Here is an 18,766-nt window from a genome sequence, read left to right on the forward strand (position 1 = left end):
AGCCTATGCGGCCATTCGGCAACGAATTGACTTGCAATGCAAGCTTCCGCATTATGATCGGGCACAGGTTGGGGATTATATAAAGCGTCATTTGACGTATGCTGGGGCTGAGAATGAGATCTTCTCGGATGGAGCGATTGAGGATATTTATCGGTTTTCTAGCGGCTCAGCTAGACTCGTCAATAAAGTTTGTACACACAGTTTAATCTACGGCGCCCAGAATGGGCATCGCATCATCGACGATCATATGGTCAAACGCGTCATCCAGGGAGAATGTTCTTGATTCTCCCTTTTTTTAAACCATCGACTGGACAGCTTTTCCGTCAGGTTTAGGACAGCATACGCCGTCAATTGGCGGACAGTATGGTTTAGCAGTAACATTTTGCCCACAGACAGAGACAAGTACCTCTTTGACACAAATATTTTAATTGGACTTGTGAATAATGATGAGTCAATAATTAACTTTATAAATAGCCTTACAGAAGATAACATTTATTTTTCTGTTGTAACCAAGTGTGAATTTATGGCTGGGTTTTCTTCGATGGATGAAGTAACTAAGTTTGAATTTTTGAATTCGGGAAAATTCTTGGATGTTACGGATGAACTCTCTTTTTTGGCAGGGGAAATTTGTGTGTTGGAGAGAAATAAAGGTAGGAGAGTAAAAACGCCAGATGCGCTCATAATAGCAACAGCTCTTCTAAACGGGCTTATTTTAGTTACTAGAGATAAGGGTATGTTGTTTGCACGTGAAGTGTACGACTTGAAGGTCAAGGAAATTTAATGAAGACTAATAAATATACAGTAAGCGTCCATATCGTTACATATAATAGCTCTGAACATATCGACGATTGCTTGGAAGCGGTTCTTAGTCAGTCCCATCCAATTGAACAAATCGTAGTGATTGATAATGCTTCTAAGGACAATACAATAGAGAAATTAGTAAAATGGTCGGAGAAGTGCAGTATTAATCAGAATTCTATAAACAATGGATTCGCTGGTGGCCATAATCAGGCAATAAGGATGACAGACACGGATTATTGTCTGATTCTGAATCCAGATGTGGTACTTGAACCTGATTATGTTCTTAACACTGTAAAATCATTAAATAATCATTCTCAAGCGGGTAGCGCCACAGGTAAACTGCTATTCAAAGCTGATCCTACTCACATTGATAGTACTGGGTTAGTCATTAACAAGGCACGCAGAGCCTTTGACCGCGGCGCACATCAGACAGGCGATCGGTTCAATCACGCTGAAGAGGTCTTTGGTGTATCTGGCGCAGAGGATCACTACAGCGCGATTGATATGGATTATATATTTTATGGTACGGCTACGGGTGCTTACAGAGAAGATGATGACATCAATCCTCAAAGTGTTTATGGGAAGTCCAAAAGAGCTGGAGAACAGGCGTTAGTTTGTTCATAGTACGATTTTACTTGTGCAATTTTTGAAGAGAGTGGCGTAAAGATCAAGGTAGATCCTTGTACGACGGAAGAATTTCCGCGACCTGCTCCAAGACCCCGAAATTCAGTTATGGAACATGAATCGATCCGCGCTAACGGGTTTGAGGATTTACGGCCTTGGCGGGAGGGGCTTAGAGCATTTTTGAAAGAGATGGAAGATAGTCAAAGTCAATGAATCACAGAGCTGTCAATGCCTAATAGGTGGCTGGTGGCTTTTTTGTGCATGCATCTAATTATGCATGTATCGTTCGAAGTGTGATATTATATTTGACAAGAGATGGTGTATTTGAAGGTAGGGAAATCATATGAATGGGGAGATGTCACCTGTGTCTTTGAATAATCACGAGTTATTTATGCAGGAAGTTACAGCAGCCTCCGAAAGGGATTTGATCATTGCCAAGACAATAGCCAATAAGATAAAAACTTTTCTCGGTAACGAGTTGCAGAAAGTAATATTGTTTGGATCTAGGGCGCGTGGGGACCATCAGGAGGACAGCGATTATGACTTTATTGTAATTGCCGACTTCAAGGAATCATCTTGGGTTGAGCGTGCTAAGAAAATTAGAAAATTTGTAAATGCCACTAGGGAATTTAATGTGGATGCTGAATACATACCCGTTACTGAATGGGAATTTGAAAATAAAGTATTATTTAGGAAATCTGTAAAAAAGGAAGGTGTTGTCTTATATGAAAGCGGACACACACGCGTGGATGTTCAAAGTTGAAGGTGATTTTCGATCAGCAGGTTTATTATTTACTGGGTCTGAGTGGGACACGTGCGCCTATCACTCACAGCAGGCCGCTGAGAAATCTTTAAAAGCAATGTTGTGTGAATTGGATATTGATGTTAGTAAACACATTTAACAGCTCGGAACATATCGATGATTGTTTAGAAGCGGTTATTGGCCAATCCTATCCGATTGAACGGATCGTAGTGATTGATAACGCCTCTAAGGATCATACGCTTCAAAAGCTGACGAAATGGACGACCAAGTGTACGATCATCCCCAATAAGCTGAATAATGGGTTCGCTGGCGGCCACAATCAAGCTATACGAATGACAGATACAGATTTTTGTCTGATATTGAATCCAGATGTGGTTCTTGAACGCAATTATATACGTAACATTATTATATCTTTAGCTAATCATGATCAAGCTGGCAGCGCAACTGGTAAACTGCTGTTCAAAGCAGATCCCATTCACATTGATAGTACGGGCTTGGTTATTAATAAGGCTAGAAGAGCTTTTGACCGTGGAGCACATCAGAAAAGCGTGCTGTTTATGCAGTCTGAGGAAGTATTCGGCGTCTCAGGTGCCGCTGCCATGTATGCTCGGGAAATGATTAATGACATTAGCTTAAATGGCGAATTTTTTGATGAGGATTTTTTTGCCTATAAAGAAGATGTGGATGTAGCTTGGCGGGCTCAGTTACTAGGCTGGAAGGCTTACTACGAGCCGTCAGCTATTGCGTACCATGAACGAGGCTGGAAGGAAGGCGGCAGGAGCAGTAAGCCGCTTTTTGTCAGGAGATTATCTTACATTAATCGGTATAAAATGATGGTGAAGAATGATCATATAACGATAATATTGAAACATATCATTCCTCTATTAGTCTATGAATGTTTGAGTTTTGTGTATGCGTTGGTGAGAGAACCTAAGCTGCTTGGGGCTTGGGGTGATTTTTTTCGTAAGTTTAAAGAGCTGAAGCAAAAGAGGAGAGTTATTCAGGGAAAGCGAAGGGTGTCTGATAGGGAGATTTATCAGTGGTTTTGATTGAAAACGAAGCCGCTTGAGAATCCCAAATTCTTGGTGATTCCAGATTTGGTGGGAAAACTCGGAATTTACTAAAAACAGATTGGTATAAGACAATCAATTGACCATGAAGATGATCGGAAATAAAACCAATTGAGAAACAGTCCGATTGATGATTTAGCGTAATTATGATAAAATTACGCTAATCAATCTAAGGGGTGATTATATGCCGCACATTAGACCAGTTTCGGATTTGCGAAACAACTTTGCTGATATTTCAAGGATGGTACATGAAACATCAGAACCAGTGTTTTTGACTAAGAATGGTTATGGTGACATGGTTGTTATGAGCATGGAAGCGTATGAGCGAAAGCAATTTGAAAGTGAAATTTATTTCAAGCTTAAAGAAGCTGAACTGGAAGCCAAGTCCACTGATAAACGATACTCACATGAAGAAGTATTTTCAGATTTAAGGTCAAGGCTTGCTGATAAGGTTGATAAGTAATGTATAAGCTGAAATACATGTCTTTGGCATTGAAGGATATGAGGGATATAACGGACTATATTGCCGATACTCTTAAAGCACCAAAGGCTGCAATGGATTTGGTTGATGCTATGGATTCATCCATAGCCATGCTTCAGGAATTCCCTTACTCTTGCAAGATATATCAGCCAATGAAGGATTTGGAGAATGAATACAGGCTTTTGTCAGTCAAGAATTACTTGGTTTTCTACGTGGTTAAAGAACAAGTGGTTGAAATCCATAGGGTTATATATGCTAAGATGGATTTGACCAAGGTTATAAACTGACATGAATGAAATAATAGAAAAGACATCCAACGAGTGAAATCAAGGATACTAAAACGATACTAATATTTTTGAAGCCGGAACGCTTGATATTTACGCGACTCTTCTAAGGGATCATGGTATAAAAATTATCAAAAGGACTAGGAATGGTGTTGATTTTGGATCTGGATTTTACTTATTTGTTGGTATTGTGAAATAAGGCACTTACCTTAATGGGGAGGTGCCTTTAATTTATTTGTTTTTCTCAATTTTAGCTTCGGCAAGCCACTTTTCGAACTCATTGCTCTCTGAGATGTATGACATAAACCTTTTTGTTCTCGTCAAGCGGTAGTTCAGTAACCTTATTGTAGTCACCGGTTAGAAAATTACTTGGGATTTCAATGGATATGCCAACAGCAGGGTGAATCCAATCTTTCCCGATTTTTTGAAAATCGAGTCCTTTTAAAATTTCATCTGCAATCTCGTATCCATCCATAACGAAGTCCGTATCTTGAATGGTATAACCACTTTGGGAATAGATTCTTTAAGTGCATAAATTGCCTGCTTAGCTTCGGAGATATTTGGCAATGGTCAGCACCCGTCTTTCTTTATCGTAATGAATGGTTCCATCTTGAACAGCCTTACGATATTGGGAGCGAGCAAGATAATTGAGGGATTTAATCTTATCAGGGTCACGAGGTTTCATTCGTTTCATTATCCAGCCCTCGTCTTTGGTTTTTCCATGGAAGACGCTTACTGCGTGATCTACATCGGAACGACTTGCAGTCAGCTTGGCTTGAATATCGCTTAGTGACATTTTTCTCATGGAAAACACCTCCATTCGTTACTACAATTATATCCCAGATTGGGGATGATTAGAATGTGGAGAATTTTACAGCAGCAATGTGTTATCCGTTTCAGATATTATATATCTTTTTACGCCACTAATCACTCATGCTATAATAAACATAACACTATTAAAAAATGAGGTCTTCCCGTGGATTTAAGTATTATTGTACTAAATTATAAAACACGTGACCTGACGTTAGCATGTTTGCAATCTGTATTTTCGTCAGTTACATCATACACATATGAGGCTATCTTAATCGACAATGCCTCTAATGACGGCATAATCCCTACGGTCAATGATCAATTCCCACAGGTGGTCTGCATTGCCAATACCGATAACGTAGGCTTCTCCAAAGCCAATAATCAAGGCATCCGCATCGCACAAGGCCGTTACGTCCTACTCCTGAACTCCGACACCATTGTCCAAACAGACACATTAGACGTTATGCTTCGTTTCATGGACGAGAACCCTAACGTGGGAGCTAGCGGCTGTAAAATCGTATTACCAGATGGATCACTGGACAAAGCCTGCAAGAGGGGCTTCCCAACGCCTTCAGCGTCTTTTTACTATGCGTTTGGTTTTTCGAAGCTATTCCCTAAGATCTCTCGCTTCAACCAATATCAGTTAGGTTACTTAAGTCCTGACGATGAATATCCAATCGATTCGCTCGTCGGTGCGTTCATGTTAATCCGCCGCGAGGCTATTGAGCAAGTGGGGATGCTGGATGAGGAATTTTTTATGTATGGCGAAGATATTGATTGGTGTTATAGAATTAAGGAAGCGGGTTGGGAGAACTATTATTACCCTCGCACTCAAATTGTTCATCACAAGGGTGCAAGCAGTCGTAGGAAGCCTTTTAAAATCATATATGAATTTCACCGGGCTATGATCTTGTTTCATAATAAGCATTATCGCAAGAAGTATTCTTGGCTAATGAACGCGATGGTTTATGCAGGTGTTGGCTTAAAATTCATACTCTCATTATTAAGAAATAAACTAAAACCAGCGAGGTGATTTACATTGATTCGACAGAGTCAGGGGTTCTTGACACAACTTTATGCACTGGCCGACTTCATTTGTATTCAGCTCGTGTTTTTACTTTCATGGTGGCTGAAATTTAAAAGCGGTTGGATCCCATTTGTTTCTCCTCTTCCATTTAAGCATTACATAATGTGGAGTGTAAGTTACGCGATAATAGCAATTATACTCAGTTATATGATGAACTTTTATACACCTAAGCGAAGAAAGCAGTTCTCTTATGAGGTTTTTAAGATTATCCAAGTGCACATATTCAGCTTGTTATTGCTGTTAAGTGTTTTGTTCATTTTAAAAGAAGTCGACGTTTCACGTTCTTATCTCTTATTATTCCTTGTGAATAATATCCTCTTCATCAGCTTTTATCGCTATATGATTAAAATCTCGCTAAAGCGAGTCCGGCAAAAGGGTTATAATAAGCAATTCATTTTAATTCTCGGTGCAGGCTCACTAGGTCGTCAGTTCTACACGAAGCTGAGGCAGCATCCAGAGCTAGGATACGAAGTTGTTGGTTTCCTAGATGATTATCAGGAGAAACACGAAATCACTTACCAGAGCTATAAGCCGATTATCGGGAAGATAGACGATCTGGAGTCCATTCTGAACGATCTCATTATCGATGAAGTTATTATCGCTCTTCCGTTAGATGCGCATCGCAAGTTCGGCAGTATTATCAATGTCTGTGAAAAAATTGGGGTCAAAACACTGATCATACCGGACTTTTATGACTTCTTGCCTTCCCGTCCTTATTTTGATAATTTTGCTGAGATGCCGCTGATTAACGTGCGAGATATCCCGCTGGATGAGTTTCGAAATCGACTTTTTAAGCGAGCGTTCGATATTATTTTCGCTTCTTTGGCTATTCTTATTACTTTGCCCGTTATGATTGCATCCGTAATTGCAATTAAACTTACTTCTCCAGGTCCGATCATTTTCAAGCAAGAGCGCGTTGGTCTAAACCGCAGAAGGTTTATGATGTATAAGTTCCGCAGTATGAATGTGTTGACAGAGAGTGCCTCAAATACGGAGTGGACGATTGAAAATGATCCGCGGCGAACGAAGGTCGGGACCTTCCTCCGCAAAACGAGTCTTGATGAGCTGCCGCAGTTTTTTAATGTGCTTTTTGGGCATATGAGTGTCGTCGGTCCAAGGCCCGAGCGTCCTTATTTCGTGGAACAATTCAAGGAAAAAGTTCCAAAGTATATGGTGAAGCATCATATTCGTCCAGGGATTACTGGCTGGGCGCAGAGCAACGGCTTGCGAGGAGATACATCTATCGAGGAACGCATCAAACATGACATTTTCTACATTGAAAATTGGACTTTTTTATTCGATATTAAAATTATTTGGAGAACGATTATTAACGGTTTTATTAATAAAAATGCGTATTAAAAATTTTTTCGCATCAACCGCATGATTCGTCAACATCTTCCCCATACTATGCATATACTTAGTATGCGGGGAGGTTATTCTTATGATCGATCATGAAGACGCTTACCAGGATGAACATTTGTCGGTTGGCAAAGGGTTGATTGTTGGTGTTGTGTTCGGCTCCCTCATTTGGGCCGGTATTATTGCTGGTATTGTGTACATGTGGTAGAAGGTTTACTCATAAAATAAAGAGGCTGCTGGAGCATAAAAAGCTCTTAGCAGTCTTTTTTTTGGCTTACTAAGTAGAGTTGACTCTCGCATGTTATCTGTAGAAATTGGGGTTTTGCGGGGGCTCCATTATCAGTTGAATCCTAAAGCACAAACGAAGCTTGTTCGGGTTGTTTCAGGTGCTATTTATGATGTAGCTGTTGATATCCGTAAAAAATCTTCTACCTTCGGTCAATGGGTGGGCGTCAACCTTAGCGAGGCTAATAAGCGCCAACTGCTTGTTCCACAAGGATTTGCTCATGGTTTTTGTACGACTGAGCCCCAAACTCAAGTTTTATACAAGGTAGATGAGTATTACTCTCCTTTACATGACAGGGGAATCTTATGGAACGACCCGGCTATTGGCATTGATTGGCCGACAGCTAACCCTATTTTATCCGATAAGGATCAGAAGCACCCATTGCTTAAAGATGCGGAGGTAAATTTCTAAAAATTAGACCTGTAGGACGATTTATGGATGGTTTGGTTAGTAAAGGAGGGATTCTTAGGGATTCTTTTTATACTGATTTTGGGTTATAATGAATGGAAGAAAGCTTCTGATGATTAGGAGGTTGAAGTTGATGGCTGAAATGACAGATCGTGAGTTTTTAAGTGCCATACTCGGTAGAATGAATGAGATAGGCGCAGATGTTACGGCCATTAAAGATCGGGTTGACAGTATAGATAGGCGATTGGGCAATGTTGAGGATCGGCTCACTGGCGTTGAGAATCGTCTAACTGGTGTAGAGGATCGACTCACAGGTGTGGAGAATCGTTTGATAAAAGTTGAAGATACGGTGCAAGATGTCAAACAAGTTCAAATTCAGCAAGGTGAGCAGATTGCAGGTATTGCTGTTACAATGATGGAGCACGCGGCAAGTATACGCACACTCAAATTAGTAAAATAAATGAGTAAGATTAGCTAACCTAATCTTGCTTTTTTTTTTGCACAAGTGCTTGCAAAGAATTTTCAGTTCTCTACTCTACTACAAGACGAGAGCATACAATTTACATTGGCTTTTTTTAACACATAAAGAGGCTATAGGGGCTAATTAAAGCCACTGCAGCCTTTTTGCCTAAGAGATTGGATTAGATGATTTGGAAGGACTTAATTTCATTGTACTTTTGAGGCCTGTAACAAGCGGTTCCTCAGCAAGTCTATAAGCCGCGTAGCATAGGGGCACGTCCATCGCCACAATAATTAGATCAGTGAGTAGAAATCCAAGATGGTTAACCACATGTGTCGCCACACTCAACTTCATTAAAATTGAAATAAATAATAGATGCGTTAGTAAAATCGTGTATGAAGCATTGCCTATCTTGCTCAGGATTTTCACCCAATTAGGCAATCGAAGTTGTTCAGGAACAGAAGAAGCGCCTAATAGTACAAATGTAGCTGGAATGATGTAAAGCAGGTAATTGTGATAAGGGGTAAAAAGATATTTGTTGTTCACCCATATTAGCGCAAAGCAAATCACGCCTATAACAATCAACAGTTTGTAGTGTTTATTTCTATGATGCTCCGCCCATTTGGCCAATAAACAGCCTGTAATAAATTCTAAATTAACATCACTGAAGAGGAAGTTTAAATAGAAATGACGGTCAATATCAGCCCCTATCAGCGGTACATGTAGAAAATGGCAAAGGGTTAATGTAATCCAAATGGAAACGAAGAGATAGGCTGGCTTTTCGCCAAGAGCCATGAGAAGGCTGAAAACCAAGTAAAAGAGTACAAAGTAACTTAACGACCAGGCAACTGGGAGAACTGGACCATGAGCTTGGGGCAGCAGTAGGAATGATTTAATGATGGTATCTTTATGGGTCTCATATCCGTAGCCAAAGCTCGGGACGAAAAAATAAACGGGCAGTACAACGAGTGTAATTAGCCAGTAGAAAGGATAGATACGTATTAGCCGATTCGATAGGTAGGGGAGAACACTCATTTTGGTTCCGATTTTGTGGCCATATGTATGGTACAGTAGAAAACCAGTAAGTACGAAAAAGAAATCTACACCACCCGATCGTCCTATTGTGCTGATCCCTATTAAGTCGTATTGAAAGTACTTAAAAGACATGGCTGATGTATGAAACAGCAGCACCAAAAATGCTGCCGCCCCTCGTGAAGCTTGAAGCACGATTCTCTGATTGTTATTCAATAAAAACCCTCCGGTTTATGGTATTGAATCCTATAATCCATCATGCCAAAAGAGTGTGAATAAATTATGTATACAATCTGAAAGGCAGCTGAAATGTTTAATATTTCCTTAGCAAGACCTTTTTCGCGGCCAAGCCCCAACTCGTCTGCATAATCGGCCAAGTCCCCTCATATGCATGTACTATGTTGATGTTAATCATGAGTGAGGGGATGATCGAATGCGCCGGGTCACATGGGTGGTAGCAGTGGTGATGTGCTTAGCATTGGTTCTCGCGGGATGCGGGATGGGCAAGAAGGATGCAGGATCTATCGTAAAGGATTTGGATCATGTGATCAGCAAGTCGGGCAGCTATCAGGCTTCGGGGAGCATGATTTTGAACACGGGGCAGCAGCCGCAGGAGTATCAGGTGGAGGTGGCTTACTCGCCGGATCATTTCTATCGTATTTCGCTTACGAATGCGGGGAAGGATGTGACGCAGATCGTGCTGCGTAATGAGGAGGGCGTGTTCGTGCTGACGCCGCATCTCAAGAAGAGCTTCCGCTTCCAAAGTGATTGGCCGGAGAATCAGGGGCAGGTGTATTTGTTCCAGTCTCTTGCGAAGAGCATAATTGCCGATAAGGATCGCCAATTTACAACGGATAATGATACGTATGTGTTCGATGTTGCAGCTAATTATCAAAATGAGCAGCTGTCACGCCAAAAAATTTGGCTGAATAAGAAGACGCTGGCGCCTAAGCAGGTTCAGGTGTCGGATGCGAATCACAATGTGTTGGTTCAAGTGAATTTTACGAGCTTTGAATTCGATGCTAAGTTCGACAAGGATTTTTTCCAAATGGAGCGTAATATGACCAGCTGGAACTTGAAATCTTTACCTACGATGGCTGGCGCAGCGGATGCCAATCACCCAGCAACGGGTGGCAAGTCTGTAACAGATAAGAATCTGTCAGCAACAGGCGGCCAATCCGATCAAGCTGCAAGCCAAGCTCAAGATGGGCAAAAAGCTGCAGCGACTAAAACAGGTACAGATAAGACGAAGTCAACAGCCGCGGCAAGCAAAGCGCAGAGTATTGGTATTATCGAGCCGTCATACCTGCCGAAAGATGTAGTGAAGCAGGATATCACGGATATGAAGCTTGGTGAGGACGCAGCGGTCCTTTTGAGATACAAAGGGAAGTACAACTTCAGTCTCATCGAGGTAAGACCACAGGCCAAATCAGTGTCCTTGCAGCCGGGTACGATTGTTGATCTTGGATTCACGATCGGCGTGCTCACGGGGGATGAGAAGAAGACGCTCACTTGGACGAATGACGGGGTAGAGTTCAGATTGTCAACTGGCGATTTGCCTACGAATGAGATGATCAAAGTCGCTATGGCGACTGAGGGGCAGTCTGGGAAGTAAGAATGAATTGATAAGTATGCGAAAAAAGGGAAGCCCTGCTTGCAATAGGCAGGTGTCTTTCCTTATTTTCATTACTATTATTGTCGGGTATAATGAGTATCAAGAGGTGATGGAAGAATGGACTTAATCAATCTATTTGACAAGGATGACAGTCTAACGAAAGAGGATATTTTGAGTAGATTGGAAATGTTTTCCAAAGAACTTCGTCAAGGTACGACCATCATCGTTATTGGCGCTGCTTCCATTATTCTCACAATTGATTCCGAAAGGAAAACCACGGATGTTGATATTTTAAATACCACTCGTGTGGCGAGTTACTCTAAGTACGATATTCAAATTGTTAATGAAGGTATACTTTTTCTCTGCGAGGATTATCGAGATCGGTTGATATTAAAGGCGGATTATGAAGGTATCCTAGTGTACACGTTAGGGTTGCTGGATGTTGCCTTGGTTAAGCTTGGTCGAGGTTTAGATAAGGATATCGAGGATATAAAAGAAATATTACAATCGGGTGTTGTCTCGATAGAGCAATTTAAATTCAAATATAAAGAGTTTCGTTACGGTTACGGGGGAAGCTTTGAAATTTTAGACAATAACTATTGGGCCGTTGTTGGTGAAAAATACCTATCGAATGATAGGATGTTTTGAGGGGGCTAACCATGGATAAAATATTATATTTGGATTATCTTCGTCAATATCTGAGCAGCTATGTAAGACGGATGTTTGGTATGGAGCTTTCCTTAGAGAATCTTGACAAACTCTTTGAATTCAAGGGAACTGAACGTCATCAGTATCCCTTATATTTCATTTGGATGTTGCCTGAGTATACGGATTGGTACATACAGCATGATAAGCAGTCTTACATACTATTAGGCGATAATTTTGCGCAACATATGAAGGATTTATTTCCATATAATTCGTTTGTTTTGACGGACTTATTGAAAGTAGTTCGATTTCCGGAACAAATTCGTTCCGAACAAAAACTGCGTCAAGCCAAGCTGTCATTAGGTTCAAAAGTTGTACATATTCTGGAAGGAAGTCAGAAATTCCTTTGGAGTTTTATCTCTAAATTAGAAGCAGTGAAGAAGGAAATAGGAGCAACGTTTGCAAATTCTTAAACAAGAAGATTTAACCAACTCCCACGAAAGGGAGTTTTTTTGGTATAATGCAACTTTGGAGTAAATAAATAATGGAGTGTCTTTGATGAAAACAACGGATGAACTAACTATAGAAGAACAGCAACAATATTGGGGAAATGAAATTGCCTTGTTCGGCAAGTATCTTGCGGAGGAAGGCAAATTAAAAGCAGACACAATTGACAAACATGTGGGTCGCATGCATTTTATGACAACGATTTATTTTATCAATTACGAAATTGATTATGATCAGTTGCAAAGCGAGACGATTATTGATTTTCTTGGTCGTTTTTACATCAGTGATGTGCTGAGTAGTTCTAAATCGGAAATAGGTGGATATCTACCTTCTATTAAAAAGTGGGTACAGTTTCTTCTGCAATCTGAAAAGATTTCGGCTAAACAGTGTACGGAGATATTACAAGTCTGTAAACATAAAGAGTTTTTCATGGAGCGTTTCGAACAATATATGGATGCAGATTACGAAGAGTCTTTGGAAGACTGGCATTACTCAAATGATATTGAGGCTTATTTGGCTACTCAAGCGACTGAATCCGCACCTATCAAGGTTGAGATGAGACCTATTGTGGTAGATAAAAGTTTGCTTGAGCAGTGGATGGATGAGAAGACAACTGTACCTCAAATCGTTGCAGACTATCAAAAGTTTCTGACTGCTGTGCAGGATACGAGGCGCCTTAAACTGACACCGTCCAGGCATCATTTGCCGCGGAAGTTTTGGAAAGAGCTGGACGAGAGGCTTGACTTGCAGCTTTTTCATAAGCTGACTTTGAACCAAGATAATGTTCCTTTATTTCAATTTTTTTTCTATGCAGCGCAGCATCTGGGTTTAATAGCAGAAATCAAGCAGCAGTGTGTAATCACGCACCAGGCGGATGGGTTTCTTGCTTTAACGGGTGAGGAACAAGCTGTTGTTTTGTTGGATACGTTATGGAACAAAATTGGTTGGGAAATGCTTCAGGAAACCAATGAGGGAGGCCGACCTGAGGTCACTCAGGCTTCAAGAGCTCGGATCGCGCAAGTTCTTGCCTCATGGCCAGTGGATGAACCTCAAGATGCTTATAGTGATTGGATGCGTAATAAATTAAAGGGGGAGCTTTTTAACGGTAGTACTGATGTGTTTCTTCATTCTGTAATTCCTGTGTTGGAGCGTTTTGGGTTAGTTCGAGCTCAGTTTAAGCCACAATCAGAAATCACACACACGTTCGAAAGAGTTCCCATTCAAATGGCGGTAACGGATGCAGGTATCCGTGTATTTCGTTATTTCCAAAATCAGAGGAAGTCTTCAGAAGTATCAAATGTTAAAAGGAGATTAGATCCGATTAGTCAACTTTTGATCAGTATGGAGGAAGACTCAAGACCCATTCAAATTGAGAAACGGCCTGGTCGCAATGAACCGTGTCCGTGCGGAAGTGGCAAGAAATTTAAAAGATGCTGTTTGTAGTGTTGACAGTTTTTCGTGATTAGGCTTAACATAGGTTTACTTGTAATGGATAAATGAGGTGAACGCTGGTGGATGCTTTTTATCGTCCCACGTGGGTAGAAATTTCGTTAGATGCACTGCGAAGCAACATTGAAGGTTTTCAGAAGGTACTGCCGACAGGAATGAAACAGATGGCAGTCGTTAAAGCTGATGCGTACGGACACGGGGCTGTTGAAGTATCCAAAGAGGTTCTCGCCGCGGGTGTGGATTACTTGGGTGTGGCGTTTTTTGATGAAGCGTTGGAGCTAAGGAATGCAGGGATCACTGCACCTATTCTGGTACTAGGCTATACGCCTCCAGAAGGGGTTGATAGAGCGCGTGAACTCGATGTGACGATTGCGGTCTATAGCAGGGATGTTCTCGAAAAGCTATCTTTTCAGGGGCAAATGAAAGATGGGGCACTTCAAAAGAAGCTAAAGATCCATATTAAGCTGGATACTGGTATGGGAAGACTTGGTTTGCACACGGAAGCGGATGCTATTCCATTCATTGAGGAAGCGCTGAGCTTGCCGAATGTGGAAGTTGAGGGTTTATTCACGCATTACGCGAATGCAGATGAAGTAGATAAGAGTTATACGATGGAGCAATATCGCCGTTTTGAGCGAATTGTGAGCTATTTTACGGGTAAAGGTGTTACATTTCCATATATACATGCAGGCAATAGCGCGGCGGCCATAGATTTGCCGGAATTGACGTATTCGATGGTGCGCTTGGGGATTTCGATGTATGGTTTGTATCCTTCCGAGGATGTCGATCAAACGAAAATTGAATTAAAGCCGGTGCTCAGTCTCAAAACAGGGATTGTTCATCTTAAAACGCTGCCTCCAGGCTCCGGAATTAGCTATGGAACGATTTATCACACCAAAGGCGAAGAACAAATTGGAACATTGCCGATTGGCTATGCGGACGGGTATTCTCGGATGCTTTCGGGTAAAGCTGAGGTTCTTGTTCGGGGTAAAAGAGTGCCGATCGTCGGTAAAATCTGTATGGATCAATGTATGATCAATGTATCGGATGTGCCGGATGTTCAGTCACTGGATGAGGTTGTGGTGATCGGGGAGCAAGACGGAGAGCACATTACGGCTGAAGATGTAGCTCGTCAGCTCGGTACTGTTAATTATGAAGTCATTTGTATGATTTCACATCGTGTTGCTCGCGTGTATGTACGCGATGGCAAACGGATAGATGCCATTAATCCTCTCATGCGGCATCGCTACTAAAAGTAACAGATTAATTTACCATTTATTTTTTGTGCTGCATGGAGAGGATTTTCCGAATAGGCCATCGAATACTATGTAAGTAGGATTCTTATATCCAAGTGTGTAACATATTTGATATACTGGATGCATATATCTATTGTATAAATTGGTTTTTGGAATGACATACTGGTAATATTGTCTTTGTATCGTTTCTGGGGGTGCGAAAGTGTGAGCAATGCGCATAATACGAAAAGGATCATGATTAGCTTGCCTGACAATCTGTTGCAAGAAGTGGACGGTATTGTCGAGAAGGAGAATTCTAATCGCAGCGAATTTATTCGCCAGGCAATGAAGCTGTATTTAATTGAACGTAAAAAGCGCAGTCTACGCGAATCCATGCAGCGTGGGTATATGGAGATGGCGAAAATAAATCTCAGCATGGCATCTGAAGCTTTTCAAGCGGAGGAAGAAGCGGACGGTACGCTTGATCGCTTAGTAAGCGGGGTGTAAGCAGTGATTGTGAAACGTGGTGATGTATTTTTCGCAGATCTTTCGCCGGTAGTAGGGTCGGAGCAGGGAGGGGTTCGTCCTGTTCTAGTGATCCAAAATGATATCGGCAACCGCTTTAGCCCAACCGTGATTGTTGCAGCGATTACAGCTCAAATCCAGAAGGCGAAGCTTCCCACGCATGTAGAAATCGATGCGGAAACGCATGGTTTCGATCGAGATTCGGTGATTCTGCTTGAACAAATCAGAACGATCGATAAGCAACGGCTGACGGACAAAATTACGCATTTGGATGAAGAAACGATGCGCAAGGTGGACGACGCTTTGCAAATTAGTGTGGGACTGATAGAGTTTTGAATAGGATCAGGAACGGACGAGGGTGATTGGTTCCCTCGTTTTTTGGTTTGTATACATACATATGAATAGAACTGGGGGAAACTGGTAGTGGCAAATACGGAAGAGTTGAAGATAAAGGCTAATGAAATGGAAGAGAATAAGGGAACGAAGACAAAGGCTAGTGAAATGGAAGAGACTGAGGGAACGAAGACAAAGACAAGTGAGATGGAAGAGACTAAGGGAACGAAGACAAAGGCAAGTGAGTATGAGGAGCCGAGGGAGAAAATACAGATCTCTGAAGAAAAGAAAGCAGAGATCCAGGAGCGTATCCTGAAGCAGATCTCTGCTGAATTACAGCTGCCCGCTGGCAAAGTGAAGACAACGATGGGGCTGCTTGATGAGGGCAACACGATTCCGTTCATCGCACGTTACCGGAAAGAGATGACCGGGGAGCTGGATGAGAACCAGCTGCGAGATATCGAGGAACGGTTACAATACTTGCGCAACCTAGAGGATCGTAAGATCGAGGTTGTTCGTTTGATTGATGAGCAGGGCAAGTTGACGGATGAACTGCGCAAATCGATTGAAGGCGCTGCGAAGCTGCAGGAAATCGAGGATTTGTACAGACCGTTCCGTCAAAAGCGCAAAACGAGAGCGAGCGTTGCCAAAGAGCGCGGTCTGGAGCCGCTAGCGGAATGGATCTGGAAGCAGCCTCGTCAAGGCTCGCTGGATCAAGAAGCAGCGCGTTATGTGAACGCGGACAAGCAGGTAGGAAGCGCCGCAGATGCGATCCAAGGCGCGATGGATATTCTTGCGGAGAATATCGCGGATGATGCTAAGATTCGAGCTTGGGTGCGTAGATATACGCATGATCAGGGGATTTTGCGTACCGAGGCCAAAGATGCAAAGGCTGAATCCGTATATGAGATGTACTATGCGTATCAAGAGCCTGTTAAACGTTTGCCGCCTCACCGTATTCTCGCGATTAATCGTGGAGAGCGGGAGGAAGTCTTGAAGGTTGGCTTGGATGTTGCGGTCGATAAAATTCATGACTATATGGCTAGGCAAATAATAAAAGGGCAATCGGTCGTGCAAGATGTGCTTCGTGCGATTGTCGAGGATGCTTATAAAAGACTGCTAGCCCCTTCGATTGAGCGTGAAGTGCGTGGTGAAATGACCGAGATGGGCGAGGAGCAAGCGATTAAGATTTTCGCGGAAAATCTACGGAATCTGCTGCTCCAAGCCCCGGTCAAAGGGCACGTGGTGCTCGGTGTCGATCCCGCTTACCGGACAGGCTGTAAGCTGGCCGTCATCGACGACACCGGTAAAATGCTTGAAATCGCCGTCACCTACCCGACGCCACCGAATAATAAGGTGGCGGAAGCGAAGGCGAAGTTCAAGCAGTTGATCAGCAAGCACGGCGTCGAGCTGATCGTGATCGGTAATGGGACGGCTTCCCGTGAAACGGAGCAGTTTGTAGCGGAGCTGATAGCCGAGATCAAGGAGCAGAAGCTCAAGTACTTGATCGTAAGCGAAGCGGGGGCGAGCGTGTACTCCGCGTCGAAGCTGGCGCAGACGGAGTTCCCGGAGCTCGACGTAGCCGAGCGCAGCGCGATCTCGATCGCGCGGAGGCTGCAGGACCCGCTCGCGGAGCTTGTGAAGATCGAGCCGAAGGCGATCGGCGTCGGGCAGTACCAGCATGACGTTTCGCAGAAACGTCTGGACGAGAACTTGAAGGCCGTCGTAGAGTCGGCCGTGAACCATGTCGGCGTGGACTTGAACACGGCGTCTCCGTCCTTGCTCTCGTACGTGTCGGGCGTGAACGCGACACTAGCGAAGAACATCGTCAAGTATCGCGAGGAGAACGGCAAGTTCAGCTCCCGACAGGAGCTGTCGAAGGTTCCGCGCCTTGGCGCGAAAACCTTCGAGCAGTGTGTCGGGTTCATGCGGATTCCGGGCGGGCGGAACCCGCTCGACAACACCCCGATCCATCCGGAGTCTTACGACGTGGTGGATCGGCTGTTCAAGGAGCTGCGCCTGGAGTTGGCGCAGCTTGGCTCGCAGCAGCTGCTAGCGCTGCTGCAGACGCTGGAGCCAGAGGAACTGGCTCCGAAGCTGGGCGTAGGTGTCCCGACGATGCGGGACATCTTAGACAGCCTGCAGCGGCCTGGGCGAGATCCGCGGGACGAAGTCCCCGCGCCGATCTTCCGCACCGACGTGCTGCAGCTTGAAGACCTTGTGCCGGGCATGGAATTGACCGGCACGGTACGCAACGTTATCGACTTCGGTGCCTTCGTCGATATCGGCATTAAAAACGATGGGCTGGTGCATATTTCCCAGCTCAAGAACGGCTTCGTGAAACACCCCATGGATGTGGTGTCCGTTGGGGACATCGTCCAAGTCTGGGTGCTTAACGTAGACGAGAAAAAAGGGCGTGTTGGCTTAACCATGAAAAAGCCTCAACAATAAGAAACAGCAGCAGTTGGCAGCGTTTTGCTACCAGCTGCTTTTTTTTGTAGGCCACCGATTGCCAATAAGAGCCTCCAGAGGCTGTTATTCCTCCTGTTTAATGGCATATTCGATAAATAGAAGCTCCTAGGGACTCTTATTCTGATAAAAATAAGAATATTAATATGGAAATTTACAAATAAGAGCTTTTAGGAGTACGTTTCACAATGTAATTTATTTGAGAATCTGCTTCTCCAATTTGAATCGGTACTTTTCAAAAAAATTAAGCAGAAAGCTGAGGGGTATTCATTGCTTGGTTAATTCGATCAACTGAAAGTTTACAGGATGTATAAAGTAAGCAGGCTAGCTCCATATGCATTTTGGCTTTTTTACCTCCACGATGACGAACATTATCAAGTTGGAACTGTCCTTTGAGATAGGCAAATACACGTTCAACAGCTGTTCGTTGATCATACAGTTTCTCATGGGCTTCACTACCCCGTGCTGGAAACGTGTACTTGCGGCGATTATCGGATACTTTAATTTTTATCACTTTCTTGCA

The 18,766-nt window shown here is 43.0% G+C and carries 23 protein-coding genes and 3 pseudogenes; 22 read left to right on the forward strand and 4 right to left on the reverse strand.

The window, feature by feature from the left end:
• The 9 genes and pseudogenes from G519_RS0134035 to G519_RS0134065 all read left to right on the forward strand — a co-directional run.
• Window positions 1-283: pseudogene (locus G519_RS0134035) on the forward strand (AAA family ATPase); the annotation flags it as partial.
• Between the two features lie 99 nt (window positions 284-382).
• A complete protein-coding gene (locus G519_RS0134040; protein WP_036634902.1) occupies window positions 383-781 on the forward strand; it encodes a type II toxin-antitoxin system VapC family toxin in 399 nt (132 codons plus the stop codon).
• The gene (locus G519_RS53385; protein WP_051253939.1) at window positions 781-1,425 is read left to right on the forward strand and encodes a glycosyltransferase; all 645 of its coding nucleotides are present in this window, start codon (window positions 781-783) and stop codon (window positions 1,423-1,425) included. The genes G519_RS0134040 and G519_RS53385 overlap by 1 nt, the downstream gene beginning before the upstream one ends.
• A 12-nt stretch (window positions 1,426-1,437) precedes the next feature.
• Window positions 1,438-1,638 (forward strand): annotated as a pseudogene (locus G519_RS53390) (sugar nucleotide-binding protein); the annotation flags it as partial.
• A gap of 151 nt (window positions 1,639-1,789) precedes the next feature.
• Window positions 1,790-2,188, forward strand: coding sequence for a nucleotidyltransferase domain-containing protein (locus G519_RS45965; RefSeq protein WP_161632980.1), 399 nt, complete (start codon window positions 1,790-1,792; stop codon window positions 2,186-2,188).
• Window positions 2,175-2,327: a HEPN domain-containing protein gene (locus G519_RS53795; protein ID WP_369073744.1), complete on the forward strand. Its 153-nt coding sequence runs from the start codon at window positions 2,175-2,177 to the stop codon at window positions 2,325-2,327. Before G519_RS45965 ends, G519_RS53795 begins: the two co-directional genes overlap by 14 nt.
• On the forward strand, window positions 2,293-3,237 hold the full coding sequence (locus tag G519_RS0134055; RefSeq protein WP_029198414.1) for a glycosyltransferase family 2 protein: 945 nt from the start codon (window positions 2,293-2,295) through the stop codon (window positions 3,235-3,237). The genes G519_RS53795 and G519_RS0134055 overlap by 35 nt, the downstream gene beginning before the upstream one ends.
• Before the next feature lie 205 nt (window positions 3,238-3,442).
• On the forward strand, window positions 3,443-3,721 hold the full coding sequence (locus G519_RS0134060; protein ID WP_029198415.1) for a type II toxin-antitoxin system Phd/YefM family antitoxin: 279 nt from the start codon (window positions 3,443-3,445) through the stop codon (window positions 3,719-3,721).
• A complete protein-coding gene (locus tag G519_RS0134065; protein WP_029198416.1) occupies window positions 3,721-4,026 on the forward strand; it encodes a type II toxin-antitoxin system RelE/ParE family toxin in 306 nt (101 codons plus the stop codon). The genes G519_RS0134060 and G519_RS0134065 overlap by 1 nt, the downstream gene beginning before the upstream one ends.
• 274 nt (window positions 4,027-4,300) lie before the next feature.
• Here the strand turns inward: G519_RS0134065 and G519_RS45970 are convergent, their stop codons facing one another.
• Window positions 4,301-4,498 carry a hypothetical protein gene (locus G519_RS45970; RefSeq protein ID WP_029198417.1) on the reverse strand — a complete coding sequence of 66 codons (198 nt, stop codon included), beginning with the start codon at window positions 4,496-4,498 and terminating at the stop codon, window positions 4,301-4,303.
• 69 nt (window positions 4,499-4,567) lie between these two features.
• A complete protein-coding gene (locus G519_RS0134075; protein WP_029198418.1) occupies window positions 4,568-4,828 on the reverse strand; it encodes a hypothetical protein in 261 nt (86 codons plus the stop codon).
• 171 nt (window positions 4,829-4,999) lie between these two features.
• Here G519_RS0134075 and G519_RS0134080 point away from each other — a divergent pair, with 171 nt between their 5' ends.
• The 5 genes and pseudogenes from G519_RS0134080 (at window position 5,000) to G519_RS48150 (ending at window position 8,433) form a co-directional block, all read left to right on the forward strand.
• Entirely contained in the window at window positions 5,000-5,866 is an 867-nt protein-coding gene (locus G519_RS0134080; protein ID WP_029198419.1) for a glycosyltransferase family 2 protein, read from the forward strand.
• 6 nt (window positions 5,867-5,872) lie between these two features.
• Window positions 5,873-7,279 (forward strand): undecaprenyl-phosphate glucose phosphotransferase, encoded by a 1,407-nt coding sequence (locus tag G519_RS0134085; protein ID WP_029198420.1) that lies wholly within the window; start codon window positions 5,873-5,875, stop codon window positions 7,277-7,279.
• 82 nt (window positions 7,280-7,361) lie between these two features.
• The gene (locus G519_RS53155; protein WP_268633668.1) at window positions 7,362-7,487 is read left to right on the forward strand and encodes a hypothetical protein; all 126 of its coding nucleotides are present in this window, start codon (window positions 7,362-7,364) and stop codon (window positions 7,485-7,487) included.
• Between the two features lie 81 nt (window positions 7,488-7,568).
• Window positions 7,569-7,976 (forward strand): annotated as a pseudogene (gene rfbC, locus G519_RS45975) (dTDP-4-dehydrorhamnose 3,5-epimerase); the annotation flags it as partial.
• 130 nt (window positions 7,977-8,106) lie between these two features.
• On the forward strand, window positions 8,107-8,433 hold the full coding sequence (locus G519_RS48150) for a hypothetical protein (protein WP_051253940.1): 327 nt from the start codon (window positions 8,107-8,109) through the stop codon (window positions 8,431-8,433).
• Window positions 8,434-8,601: 168 nt separating this feature from the next.
• Here G519_RS48150 and G519_RS0134105 read toward each other — a convergent pair whose 3' ends face one another.
• A complete protein-coding gene (locus G519_RS0134105; RefSeq protein ID WP_029198421.1) occupies window positions 8,602-9,681 on the reverse strand; it encodes an acyltransferase family protein in 1,080 nt (359 codons plus the stop codon).
• Between the two features lie 217 nt (window positions 9,682-9,898).
• Between G519_RS0134105 and G519_RS0134115 the strand changes: the two genes are divergently transcribed.
• The 8 genes from G519_RS0134115 to G519_RS0134150 all read left to right on the forward strand — a co-directional run bounded on the left by G519_RS0134115 (window position 9,899) and on the right by G519_RS0134150 (window position 18,225).
• Window positions 9,899-11,080 (forward strand): outer membrane lipoprotein-sorting protein, encoded by a 1,182-nt coding sequence (locus G519_RS0134115; protein WP_029198422.1) that lies wholly within the window; start codon window positions 9,899-9,901, stop codon window positions 11,078-11,080.
• Between the two features lie 117 nt (window positions 11,081-11,197).
• Window positions 11,198-11,728, forward strand: coding sequence for a DUF6036 family nucleotidyltransferase (locus G519_RS0134120; protein ID WP_029198423.1), 531 nt, complete (start codon window positions 11,198-11,200; stop codon window positions 11,726-11,728).
• A gap of 11 nt (window positions 11,729-11,739) precedes the next feature.
• Complete coding sequence (locus tag G519_RS0134125) at window positions 11,740-12,198, forward strand: hypothetical protein (protein WP_029198424.1); 459 nt, start codon at window positions 11,740-11,742, stop codon at window positions 12,196-12,198.
• An 85-nt stretch (window positions 12,199-12,283) separates the two neighbouring features.
• The gene (locus G519_RS53160) at window positions 12,284-13,675 is read left to right on the forward strand and encodes an SEC-C metal-binding domain-containing protein (protein ID WP_029198425.1); all 1,392 of its coding nucleotides are present in this window, start codon (window positions 12,284-12,286) and stop codon (window positions 13,673-13,675) included.
• A 68-nt stretch (window positions 13,676-13,743) separates the two neighbouring features.
• On the forward strand, window positions 13,744-14,934 hold the full coding sequence (alr, locus tag G519_RS0134135; protein ID WP_029198426.1) for an alanine racemase: 1,191 nt from the start codon (window positions 13,744-13,746) through the stop codon (window positions 14,932-14,934).
• Window positions 14,935-15,141: 207 nt separating this feature from the next.
• Entirely contained in the window at window positions 15,142-15,423 is a 282-nt protein-coding gene (locus G519_RS0134140; RefSeq protein ID WP_028553892.1) for a CopG family ribbon-helix-helix protein, read from the forward strand.
• 3 nt (window positions 15,424-15,426) lie between these two features.
• Complete coding sequence (locus tag G519_RS0134145) at window positions 15,427-15,777, forward strand: type II toxin-antitoxin system PemK/MazF family toxin (protein WP_028553893.1); 351 nt, start codon at window positions 15,427-15,429, stop codon at window positions 15,775-15,777.
• Between the two features lie 204 nt (window positions 15,778-15,981).
• Window positions 15,982-18,225, forward strand: a complete 2,244-nt coding sequence (locus G519_RS0134150) for a Tex family protein (protein WP_051253941.1) — start codon at window positions 15,982-15,984, stop codon at window positions 18,223-18,225.
• 262 nt (window positions 18,226-18,487) lie between these two features.
• On the opposite strand, the gene G519_RS0134155 is transcribed toward G519_RS0134150, so the two are convergent.
• Window positions 18,488-18,766: transposase (locus tag G519_RS0134155; protein WP_029198428.1), on the reverse strand; the 279-nt coding region annotated here is incomplete at its 5' end.

Origin of the sequence: Paenibacillus alginolyticus DSM 5050 = NBRC 15375 (assembly GCF_000422905.1) — a bacterium.
GTDB lineage: Bacteria > Bacillota > Bacilli > Paenibacillales > NBRC-103111 > Paenibacillus_E > Paenibacillus_E alginolyticus.